Origin of the sequence: Tenacibaculum aiptasiae (assembly GCF_008806755.1) — a bacterium.
GTDB classification, from domain to species: Bacteria; Bacteroidota; Bacteroidia; order Flavobacteriales; family Flavobacteriaceae; genus Polaribacter; species Polaribacter aiptasiae.
In genome coordinates, this window is sequence record NZ_WAAU01000008.1 from 473,332 (window position 1) to 484,968 (window position 11,637).

The 11,637-nt window shown below is 29.8% G+C and carries 12 protein-coding genes; 8 read left to right on the plus strand and 4 right to left on the minus strand.

Annotated features, from left to right (window positions below):
• The first annotated feature begins 95 nt into the window (after positions 1–95).
• Positions 96–968, plus strand: a complete 873-nt coding sequence (locus tag F7018_RS05095; RefSeq protein WP_150898934.1) for a UDP-2,3-diacylglucosamine diphosphatase — start codon at positions 96–98, stop codon at positions 966–968.
• A 9-nt stretch (positions 969–977) separates the two neighbouring features.
• Complete coding sequence (locus F7018_RS05100) at positions 978–1,994, plus strand: glycosyltransferase family protein (RefSeq protein WP_150898935.1); 1,017 nt, start codon at positions 978–980, stop codon at positions 1,992–1,994.
• On the opposite strand, the gene F7018_RS05105 is transcribed toward F7018_RS05100, so the two are convergent.
• Entirely contained in the window at positions 1,981–2,646 is a 666-nt protein-coding gene (locus F7018_RS05105) for a uracil-DNA glycosylase (RefSeq protein ID WP_150898936.1), read from the minus strand. The genes F7018_RS05100 and F7018_RS05105 overlap by 14 nt on opposite strands.
• 37 nt (positions 2,647–2,683) lie before the next feature.
• On the opposite strand from F7018_RS05105, the gene F7018_RS05110 reads away from it, so the two are divergent.
• The 3 genes from F7018_RS05110 (at position 2,684) to F7018_RS05120 (ending at position 6,401) form a co-directional block, all read left to right on the plus strand.
• The gene (locus F7018_RS05110) at positions 2,684–4,891 is read left to right on the plus strand and encodes an endonuclease MutS2 (protein WP_150898937.1); all 2,208 of its coding nucleotides are present in this window, start codon (positions 2,684–2,686) and stop codon (positions 4,889–4,891) included.
• A 90-nt stretch (positions 4,892–4,981) separates the two neighbouring features.
• The gene (locus F7018_RS05115) at positions 4,982–5,911 is read left to right on the plus strand and encodes an OmpA family protein (protein ID WP_150898938.1); all 930 of its coding nucleotides are present in this window, start codon (positions 4,982–4,984) and stop codon (positions 5,909–5,911) included.
• Positions 5,912–5,924: 13 nt separating this feature from the next.
• Positions 5,925–6,401, plus strand: a complete 477-nt coding sequence (locus F7018_RS05120; protein WP_217701355.1) for a hypothetical protein — start codon at positions 5,925–5,927, stop codon at positions 6,399–6,401.
• A 72-nt stretch (positions 6,402–6,473) separates the two neighbouring features.
• Here the strand turns inward: F7018_RS05120 and F7018_RS05125 are convergent, their stop codons facing one another.
• Positions 6,474–8,258 carry an acyl-CoA dehydrogenase family protein gene (locus F7018_RS05125; protein WP_150898939.1) on the minus strand — a complete coding sequence of 595 codons (1,785 nt, stop codon included), beginning with the start codon at positions 8,256–8,258 and terminating at the stop codon, positions 6,474–6,476.
• A 90-nt stretch (positions 8,259–8,348) separates the two neighbouring features.
• On the opposite strand from F7018_RS05125, the gene F7018_RS05130 reads away from it, so the two are divergent.
• Positions 8,349–8,984 (plus strand): TetR/AcrR family transcriptional regulator, encoded by a 636-nt coding sequence (locus F7018_RS05130; RefSeq protein WP_150898940.1) that lies wholly within the window; start codon positions 8,349–8,351, stop codon positions 8,982–8,984.
• Between the two features lie 54 nt (positions 8,985–9,038).
• Here F7018_RS05130 and F7018_RS05135 read toward each other — a convergent pair whose 3' ends face one another.
• On the minus strand, positions 9,039–9,263 hold the full coding sequence (locus tag F7018_RS05135) for a hypothetical protein (protein ID WP_150898941.1): 225 nt from the start codon (positions 9,261–9,263) through the stop codon (positions 9,039–9,041).
• Entirely contained in the window at positions 9,250–10,638 is a 1,389-nt protein-coding gene (locus tag F7018_RS05140) for an MATE family efflux transporter (protein ID WP_175578648.1), read from the minus strand. The genes F7018_RS05135 and F7018_RS05140 overlap by 14 nt, the downstream gene beginning before the upstream one ends.
• Before the next feature lie 111 nt (positions 10,639–10,749).
• Here F7018_RS05140 and tpx point away from each other — a divergent pair, with 111 nt between their 5' ends.
• Complete coding sequence (gene tpx / locus F7018_RS05145; RefSeq protein ID WP_150898942.1) at positions 10,750–11,247, plus strand: thiol peroxidase; 498 nt, start codon at positions 10,750–10,752, stop codon at positions 11,245–11,247.
• Positions 11,248–11,251: 4 nt separating this feature from the next.
• Complete coding sequence (locus tag F7018_RS05150; RefSeq protein ID WP_150898943.1) at positions 11,252–11,632, plus strand: diacylglycerol kinase family protein; 381 nt, start codon at positions 11,252–11,254, stop codon at positions 11,630–11,632.
• The last annotated feature ends 5 nt before the right edge of the window (positions 11,633–11,637 follow it).

Genomic DNA, 11,637 nt, shown 5'->3' on the forward strand with positions numbered 1-11,637 from the left:
TTAATGATTTTCTAATTACCAACAGTTTACAATTAGTTTAACATTCAAAAACATTTGAAAAGTACATTTGTTTAAACGCAATAGTACATTTCAGAATGAAGAAAAATAAAAAACGTAAACTAGATGTTGTTGTTATTTCCGATGTCCACTTAGGTACTTATGGTTGTAGAGCTACCGAACTTCACAATTATTTAAAAACGATCAATCCAAAGATTTTAATTTTAAATGGAGATATCATAGACATTTGGCAATTTAAAAAACGTTATTTCCCTAAACCACACATGAAGATTATAAAACAAATAATGTCTTTTATAACTTCAGGTACTAAAGTGTACTACATTACAGGAAACCATGATGAAATGCTTCGAAAGTTTAAAGGCTTTAGACTTGGAAGCTTTGAAATAGTTAATAAAGTAGTTTTAGATCTTGATGGCAAAAAAGGATGGTTTTTCCATGGAGATGTATTTGATGTAACTATGCAACATTCAAAATGGTTAGCAAAATTAGGTAGCATTGGTTACGATACCTTAATCATTATAAATACTGCTGTCAATTGGTTTAGCAAACAATTAGGATACGGTAGATTGTCTTTTTCAAAAAAAATAAAAAACAGTGTTAAAAGCGCTGTAAAATTTATTAATAATTTTGAAGAAACAGCTTCAGACATAGCCATTTCTAAAGGATATGATTATGTTGTTTGTGGACATATTCACCACCCAGAAATTAAACATATTGAAAACGAAAATGGACATACAACATATTTGAACTCTGGCGACTGGATAGAAAATTTATCCGCTTTAGAATACCATAATAAATCCTGGTCATTGTATGAATATGAAAAAGATGAGCTTGTACAAAACCAACATATGAATCTACAAGTAAACGATGCTGAATTTATTGCTTCAGAAAGCAGCAACAGCATGCTATTTGAAGAACTTTTAAAAGAATTCAATATTGAAAAACACTAAGAGGTAATTATGAAGATTTTATACGCTTTTCAAGGAACAGGTAACGGACATGCTAGTAGAGCAATAGAAATAATTCCATATTTACAACAAAAAGCAGATGTAGATATCCTAATTAGTGGCTACCAATGTGAACTTCAACTTCCTTTTGAAGTAAAATATAAATACTACGGATTGAGCTTTATATTTGGTAAAAAAGGTGGTATTGATTTTTGGAATACTTTAAAAAAAGCTAAGCTTAAAAATCTATATTCAGAAGTTAAATCTGTCCCTTTAGAGAACTATGATTTAGTAATCAATGATTTTGAACCTGTTACAGCTTGGTCCGCAATATTTAAAAACATTCCAATCATATCCTTAAGTCATCAAAATGCAGTATTAGACAAAAACGCACCTAAATACGGAACATATAGATTTGAACGATTAATTTTAAAATACTATGCCCCAGCTAAAGTAAAATTTGGTTTTCATTTTAGCACATACTCGTCAGCTACCTTCCCTCCTATAATTCGAAAAAAGATAAGATATAGCAACGTAACTAAAAAAGGTCATTATACAGTTTATCTTCCAGCATATGGAGATAAAAAAATTATAAAAGTATTATCTCAAATAGAAGACGTTAAATGGGAAGTATTTTCTAAACACACTAAAAAACACATTTTTAAAAATAATATTATTATAAAACCCATTAACGGAAACGATTTTATAAAAAGTATTAGCTCTTCTAAAGGGGTTATCTGTGGCGCGGGATTTGAAACTCCAGCAGAGGCTTTATTTTTAAGAAAAAAACTACTTGTTATCCCAATGAAAAACCAATACGAACAACAATGTAATGCCTTAGCGTTAAAACAAATTGGAGTACCTGTATTGAAAAAATTCAATAAAAAACAATTACCTAAAATATCTAAATGGGTAAATTCTAAAAAAATTGTAGAGGTAAATTATCCAGATGTTACAGAAGATATTCTTGAAGCCTTAATTTTACCTTATTACAATCAAACAATTTTACCACAAATTACCATTGTATAGTAGCTAAATTTAAATCTTTTAAAATGGCATTCGTTTTAGAAAAATGTTTATTTCCAAACCAATAACCTCTATTTGCACTTAAAGGAGAAGGATGTCCAGATGTTAATACATGATGTTTTTTAGTATCAATTAACTTCACCTTCTTTTTAGCAAAACCTCCCCAAAGTAAAAAAACCACATCTTTTTTCTCGTCAGAAACTTTTCTAATTACTGCATCTGTAAACTCTTCCCACCCTTGTTTTTGATGACTTCCTGCTTCTGATTCTCTTACTGTTAAAGTAGCATTCAACAATAAAACACCTTGCTTGGCCCAACGAGATAAATCACCTGATTTAGGATAAGAAATACCTAAATCAGTTTCAATTTCTTTAAAAATATTAATTAATGATGGTGGATGCTGAATTTGATCATGTACCGAAAAACACAAACCATTTGCTTGTCCTTTTCCATGATAAGGATCTTGTCCTAAGATAACAACTTTCAAATCATCCAATGAACAAGCATCAAATGCTGCAAAAACTTCTGAACCTTTAGGATAACATACTCTTGTACTGTATTCGTTCTTAACAAACGATGTTAAGTTTTTGAAATAATCTTTTTCAAATTCAGACTGTAAAATATTTTTCCAACTATCTGCTATTTTTACTTGCATTCTTTCCTATTTTTGCTTTGGTTTCAAATATACTATTTTGGCTAAAAACATTTCAGAAAAGACACTTCAAGATTTAGAATTTACAACAGTTTTAGAACAAGTTGCGGAATACAGTATTTCAAATTTAGGTAAGGAAAAAACCTTACAAATACAGCCTATTTCCAATAAAAGAAAATTATTTTTCGAACTAAACCTTGTAAATGAATATCTTTCTTCTTTTGAAAATGAAAATAGGATTCCAAATCATTATTTTGAAGATATTACTGAAGAAACCAAACGTTTAGCTATAGAAAATAGTTTTTTAGAAACAGAAGCATTTTTAAAAGTAGCGACAGTTTCTGATACTGTAAACGAACAAAAAAAGTTTCTAAAAAAATTTGAAACCTACTACCCTACTCTTTTTACTTTAAGTGAAAATATTGAGTTTACTACTTTTGTTTCCGACAGTATCAAAAAAATAATTACTTCTTATGGTGAAGTCGCAGATAACGCCTCACCTGTTTTAAAACAAATAAGAAAAGATATTAATAGTGTTCGTGGAAAAATTTCAGAAAGTTTTTCTAGAGCGCTAAGTAGAAACTTGACCAGTGGTTATTTAGATGATATTAAAGAAACAATTATTGACAACCAACGTGTTTTAGCCGTTACTGCTATGCATCGTAGAAAAGTTAAAGGAAGTTTACTAGGTTCATCTAAATCAGGAAGCATCGTTTATATTGCTCCACAAGCCACTTTAGCTTATAGTAGAGAGCTACAAAATTTAGTATACGAAGAGAAACAAGAAATTGTAAAAATATTAAGAGCTTTAGCAGACGAAATTCGTCCTTATACTTCTTTACTAAACGAGTATGTAGACTTTCTAACTCATTTAGATGTTATTGCTTCTAAAGCTAAATATGCACATAGCATTAATGGTTTACTTCCAAAAATTACGAAAGAGAAAAAAGTATTTTTAAAAGACGCTTTTCACCCTGTTTTATGGAAGAAAAATAATGAACAAAACATTAAAACTATTTCACAAACCATTAGACTAGACGAAAAACAACAAATAATTGTTATTTCTGGTCCAAATGCTGGTGGAAAAAGTATTACATTAAAAACAATTGGACTTCTTCAACTTATGTTACAAAGTGGATTATTAATCCCTGTACATGAACGAAGTGAAACAACTCTTTTTAATACTATATTAACTGATATTGGTGATAACCAATCTATAGAAAATCAATTAAGTACTTATAGTTATCGATTAAAAAACATGCGTTATTTCTTAAAAAAATGTAACGACAACACTTTATTTTTAATTGATGAATTTGGTACTGGTTCTGATCCTGAGTTAGGTGGTGCTTTGGCTGAAATTTTCTTAGAAGAATTTTATGAGAATAAAGCTTTTGGTATTATTACCACTCACTATGCTAATTTAAAGGTATTAGCCAACGAATTAGACAATGTTACTAATGCTAACATGCAATTTGACGAACGTACTTTAGAACCGCTTTATAAATTGTTTATAGGACAAGCTGGTAGCTCTTTTACTTTTGAGGTTGCTCAAAAAAATGGAATTCCTTTTAGTTTAATTAATCGAGCAAAAAAGCGTGTTGAAACTGAGAAAGTTCGCTTAGACAAAACCATTTCTAAACTTCAAAAAGAACGTAATCGTTTACAAAAAACTTCAGATAGCTTAGTAAAACAAAAAACAAAAGGGAAAGAACATATTGAAAGCCTACAAGAAAAAGAACAAAAGTTACAAGATAAACTTTCTGGTTTTCAAGAATTATATGATAACAACCAACGAATGCTTTCTCTTGGAAGAAAGATTAATGAACTTTTAAATAAGTATTTCCAAACCAATAACAAAAAAGAACTTTCTGCTAACTTTTTTAAATGGGTAATGGCTGAAAAAACAAAGCACATAAAGAAAAACCCACCTAAAAAGAAAACAAAACAAGAAAAGAAAAAGGATTTAGAGCTTGTTAAAAAGCAAAAAGAGATTATTACTAAAGTAGAGAAAGAAGTTCTACAAAAGGTTGTAAAAGTTAGAGAAGAAAAGAAAAAAATAGCTGAAAAAGTTGCTAAAGAAAAAGCAGCTTATATTTTTAAAGTGAATGACAGGGTACGTTTAACAGATGGAAACTCTGTGGGAACAATTGATAAAATTGAAAAGAAAAACGTTTTTATCAATTACGGTTTATTTACTACAAAAGCTAAAATTGAACAATTAGAATTAGTAGAAAAAGCTAAGAAATAACTTTCTCTTTTACATAGAAATACCTCTTATTTCATTTGTTAAAAAGTTTTTTATACATTTATAGGGTTAATTAACTATCCCCTTAAAACTATGAGAAACTTTTTAAAAGCTTTTCTCTTATTTCTGTGTTGGGCTACAACAGCCTTATTAATACATAATCATACTTTAAATGATAATGTAGAAGAAAATGTTGCGAATAACGTAAAAATAGAGAAAAAACCTCTTGTTACTAATAAAACCACAACTTCCCAGAATAAAGAGAAAGATACAATTCAAATTCACAAAGAAAAGCAGAAAGAACCTCTAAAAAAGGTAATTACAACACTTCCTTTCAACGATAAATTTATCACTAGCTCTCATAATACTCGAGTTCTTTTTCCTAAAAAATTTCACTACTTCAAAGATTCAATCTTTAATTTCTTAAACAATAACCCTCAAAAAGAAATTACAATTAAAGCAACTTATTTAAAAAACGAATTACTTAACAATAATTCTAATTTTGGAAACGAGAGAGCTTTGTATTTAAAGAAGAAACTTGTTCAGTATGGAGTTAATCCAAAAAGAATTAACATTGAAAGTATCGTTGACGAATATGAATATGACCCAGAAGGTTTTTATGCAGAAGGAATTACTATCGCTTTTAACACTATGCCTAGCAACAAAATAGCTAACATAGAAAAAGAGATAACCAACAAGACACTATACTCCTACTTTGGTAATAATTCTTTTAAACCAGACAGAACCTTATACTCTTACACAAAAGAGGTAAAAAACTACTTACTTAAACACCCCAATAAAAAAATCACAATTATTGGACACACCGACAATTTTGGTGAAGAAGAAGCTAATAATTGGATTGGCTTAGAACGTGCCAAAAACGTTTCTGATTACTTTGTTAAACAAGGTATCGACAAAACAATAATCAATTCTACTTCTAAAGGAGAAACAGCTCCTATTGCTGATAATAATACTAGAGAAGGCAGAGCTAAAAACAGAAGAATTGAAATTTTAATCAACTAACTCCCCGTTAAAAATGACTTTATTTATCACTAATCAAACAATGCATCTTTTAGAACTATTCTTCTGGATGCTTGGTGCCTTTTTAATAGGCTACATATTTTCTTGGTTTTACTATAAAAACAAATATGAATCAGAACTAACAGAAAGTACTCAAACCATTTCAGAGTTAAGAGACGAAATGCAATCTACCATTAGAGCAAAGAAAACGGTTGAACGTGGTGGTATAGAAATAAAACAACCTAAACAACTTAACTTAAAAGCTATTGGAGAAGCTTCAGAAGACGAAAAAGACGATTTAACACAAATTAAAGGTGTAGGCACCTTTATTGAAACCAAACTTAACAGCATTGGAATTTATACCTACAAACAAATCACTAATTTAACTTTGGAAGATATAGAAACTGTTACCGATTTGATTCAGTTTTTTCCTGGCAGAATTGTTAGAGACGACTGGAAAGGTCAAGCCAAAAATCTTTTAAATAAATCATAAAAAAAATAAAATCTCGAAACCAAAAGGTCTCGAGATTTTCAACTATAACTAACAACAAAATTCTTTTATAGTTTAATTCAAACTATAAACCCCTTTTGTGTCTTGTACAAATGAACAAACGGTTCTTCGTTCATTTTTTATATTGTAATGTGGTAAGTGACCATACTTTTTGAAGGCAGAATTAATAATTTCAGCATCTTTTTCATTATCAAAACTTGCTACAAGATTTTTAATTGAGTTTTCTACTGAATTAAACGAATCAAAACCTACAATTTTTAAGATAGCATAATGAATTGAAGTATCTAATTTACCTATCTTTTGCAACTTCTTTATTCTTAGCAACACACTCTCTAAAGCATATACATTAATAAGTAAGTCGGCTATATGCATTGATATTTCTTGCTCTTCAGCTAACTCCGCCATGAATGTTTGCATACATACTCCTGATGTAATCACTGTTAAATCTTTTAAGTTCTGAACTACTTGTTCGTATTGTTCAATTACATCAGCAGAAAATGATTCGATAGGGTTTGACAAACCAGAAGTTATTTGAGTATATGGAGAAAAGAAGTCTAACTCTCCTTTCATTCCTTTTTTCAAAAACTCTTTTATAATTACTAAACGATTTATCTCATTTGTTCCTTCAAAAATCCTACTTATACGAGCGCTTCTATATAAATGTTCTACTGGAGACTCAGCAGAAAACCCCATTCCTCCATAAATCTGAACACTTTCATCTACAATAGTATCTTGCACTTCTGATCCATAAACTTTAGCTATAGCACATTCAATACTATATTCTTTTAAAGCTTCTATTTTAGCATTAGAAAAAGCCATTCCATTTCCAGCTAATTCATCAGTAAGCATATCAATATCATTAGCTACTCGATATACAATTGCTTCGTTTACGAAAATATTCGTTGTTATTTTAGATATTTTCTCTCTAATAGCTCCAAAATCTATTATTGGCTTTTTAAATTGTTCTCTTTGTAAAGCATACTCTACAGAATGTAATAATGCTTTCTTACCAATACCAATACATGAAGCTCCCAATTTAATTCTTCCTGTATTCAGTGTATTTAAAGCTATTTTTAAACCTTTATTTCTCTCTCCTAAAAGATGAGTAGCTGGAACTACTGTTTTTTCCAAAAACACTTGTCTTGTACTCCATCCAGATAACCCCATCTTCTTTTCCTCTGGACCTAAACTGATACCTCCAAAGTCTTTATCAACAACAAAAGCTGAAAGATTTTTATCATCTTCAATCTTAGCAAACACTATAAAAATATCAGCAATACCAGCATTAGAAATCCATGCTTTTTGACCACTAATCACATAATCTCCATTTTCATTAATCGTAGCCAAGGTTTTTCCTGAGTTGGCATCACTTCCTGCATTTGGCTCAGTTAAAGCAAAAGCAGAAATCAACTCCCCTTGCATCATTTTGGCTACATACTTTTCTTTTAAAAATTCAGAACCATACAATAAAACTGGAGCTATACCTATACTTGTTTGAACACCAATAGCACCTGCAAAAGAATGTCCTTTACTAAAAGCTTCTACAAAATGTAAGACTTCTTTTAATGAAACATTAATTCCTCCATACTCTTCCGACACTTCCAGTCCTAAAAAACCTAACTCACCACATTTTTTAAGTAACTCCGGAGTTTCTTCAATCCCTGAAACAGTTTCTAACTCTTCTTTACGAGTTTCTATTTCTGTTTTTAAAAATTGTTTTGCTGATTCTTGAATCATTTCCGATTCTTGACTTTTTATTTCAGGAATATAAAAAGTATCTAAATTTTCATTCTGAAATAAAAAAGCTCCTCCTTTTTTAGTGTCGACTGCTGTGTTCATTTATAATATTTTTCAGTAATTAGGCAAAAATGCCTAGACAAATATATAAATATATTTCAAAAAATAGGCTTAAATGCCTAAATTTGAAAAATGAATACAAAGCAACGCATCCTAGAAACCGCTCTAACTCTTTTTAATAAAGAAGGTTACTCAAATATATCAAGTAAAAAAATTAGTGAAGAGATTGGTATGAGTTATGGTAATTTATGCTATCACTTTCCTAAAAAAGACGATATTGTAATGCGGCTACATCAAAACTTACTTGATGAAATGGATGAGTCTATTCAAAATCTTGAAGGTGAAATTTTTGAATTTGATTTTATGCTGAAAAGCTTAAAGCAGTTAATGGATTTGACTTTAAAATACCGTTTCTTTCTTCTAAATAGTTATGATATTACTACTAAATATCCGAGAATTAAGGAAAAAACTATAGAGAGAGCCAAAGTATATCATAATGTAATTTATCGAATTTCTAAGTTTTTAATGGAAAATGGCTATATGACTCCTTCAAACGATGAAAAACTTTTAAAAAAGAAAATACACGGTTTATTAATTATATTTAATTCATGGACTGTTGATTTGGCTGTATTTTATAACAAACCTTCATCAGCAAGTAAAAGCTCTAAGTATTATATTCAGTTATTATTTGCTATGATAGATTCTTCGCTTACCAAAAAAGGAAGAGATTCATTTTCATATGTTTACGGAACAATTGTAAACAAATAACCCATTGAAAATATTCAATGGGCATCTTTTATTAAACTTAATTGTTATTTAAGTTTATTCGTATTTTTTCATTTCTTCATCATAAAACTCTCCAGCCTTATCCATTAAACTAGCTAGTTCTGTTGTAATATCATCTTCTCTTTCTCCTGTTAAATCTTCAAACCACTCAATTTCATCATCTTTTAAATTAATCAAAAAACGAGGAAATTCAGTATGCAACACAAAAATATCATCAGGATGATTGCTATTATCTGCTAATAAAAATTTAGGTAAGTTCATTATGTTTTGTTTTAATCAATTTTAAAGTTAGTTTATTAAATCGTATGAATAATAGAATTGAAGCCGTGGTAAGTCCAGCAAGTAAACCTAACCAAATACCAAAACTTCCATATTTATCTTCTGAACCAAAAAAGTAGCTTACAGGAAACCCAACTACCCAATACGAAATAAAGGTAATTACTGTTGGAATTTTTACATCTTGTAAACCACGTAAAGCTCCTAAAACCATTACTTGAATGCTATCTGATATTTGAAAAATAGCTGCAGCTATTAATAAATTCGCAGCTATTTTCATTACTTCCATATTATCTGCATAATTGGTAGCATCATTTAAATCTACATATAAATTCGGTAAACTTTTATGAAATACAAAAAAGATTGTTGCAAAACCAATTGCTAAAATAATCCCTAATAAAAATATTGAGAAAGCAATTCTTCTCAGCGCTTTATAATCCTGTAATCCTTTTTGATTTCCTACTCTAATCATTGAAGCTACACTTAATCCCATAGCCACCATAAAAGTCATAGAAGATAAATTTAAGGCAATCTGATTAGCTGCTTGAGGATTCTTTCCTAATAAACCGCTTAACCAAATAGCTGCAGTAAATATGGCTACTTCAAAAAACATTTGCATGGCGCTAGGTGCTCCTAGATTGATAATCTTTTTAATCATTAGTTTATCTAACACAAATAATTTAATGTTTGTTACCAATCGCTTAGAACGCTCTTTTTTTGTTAATAACCACCATAAATAGAACACCATTACAAATCGTGATAATAAAGTTCCATATGCAGCTCCGATTATACCTAACTCGGGAAATCCAAACTTCCCAAAAATTAATAAGTAATTAAATATCACATTTAATACATTGGCTACAATAGTTGCATACATTGGATATCTGGTCATAGACATCCCATCACTAAATTGCTTAAATGCCTGAAAAGCAATCATAGGTATTAATGAAAATGCTACTAAATCTAAGTATGGAATTGCTAGTTTAACAACTTCTACTGGTTGTTTCATTAAATACATTAAAGGTTTCGAAAAGAAAACCATTAAAAACATTAATATTCCAATAGTAGTACACAAAAATAATCCATGTTTAAAAGTAGACTTTGCTTGTGTAAAATTATTAGAAGAATCTGCTTCAGCAATTAAAGGTGTGATTGCAGTAGAAAAACCAATTCCTAAAGACATTGCTATAAACATAAAACTGTTTCCTAAAGAAACGGCTGCTAACTCGGCTGTTCCCAACTGCCCCACCATAATATTATCAACAAAACTTACAAAAGTATGTCCCAACATTCCTAGCATTACTGGCGCAGCTAATTTCCAATTGTACTTAAATTCAGATGTATATTGTTGTAAATTCAAAACTTATATTATTTCGAGAGGCGAAGATAACTTTTTAATAGTCTACTACCTTTATCTTCTTAATTTTTTAATAAATTTAATTACCTTTGATTTTCTTAAAAACTGAAAAAAATGGCTTCAATAACATTACAAGGAAACCCAGTAGAAACAGTAGGTAACTTACCAAAAACTGGAAATAAAGCAATGGATTTTTCATTAGCAGCAACAGATTTATCAATCAAAAGTTTAAGTGATTTTTCGGGAAGCCGATTAATTTTAAATATTTTTCCAAGTGTTGATACTGGAACATGTGCTACTTCTGTTAGAGAGTTCAATAAAAAAGCATCTAGCATAGAAAACACTAAAGTTTTATGTATTTCTAGAGATTTACCTTTTGCACAAGGGCGTTTTTGTGGAGCTGAAGGAATAGAAAACGTTGTAATGTTATCTGATTTTTCTACAGGTAGTTTTGGTAAAGATTATGGCTTAGAAATTAAAGACGGGCCTCTTTCTGGATTACACTCTCGTTGTATTGTTATTATAAACGAAGAAGGTAACGTTACATATACTGAACAAGTTTCAGAAATTGTTGATGAGCCAAATTATGAAGCTGCTTTAAAAGCTCTATAGATTTATGAAAAACCCGAATGACGGATATTTTAAAGGCAGGCTCCGTAGTATGAAGTTTGCCTTAAAAGGAATGTGGCTATTAATTACCACAGAAGATAGTATCAAAGCACAATTTAGTATTGCTATTATAGCTACTATTGTTGGTTTTTATTTTGATATCTCTGCTTCTGAATGGATGTTTCAATGTTTAGCTATCGGAATGGTTTTAGTTGCTGAAGCTTTAAATACTGCAGTTGAAAAAGTTGCAGATTTCATCCATCCAGATTATCATAAAAAAATTGGTTTTATAAAAGACATCGCAGCTGGAGCACCTGCTTTTGCTGCTTTAATATCACTAGTAATTGCTGGTATTATCTATCTTCCTAAAATAATAGCTATATTGTAGCGTTC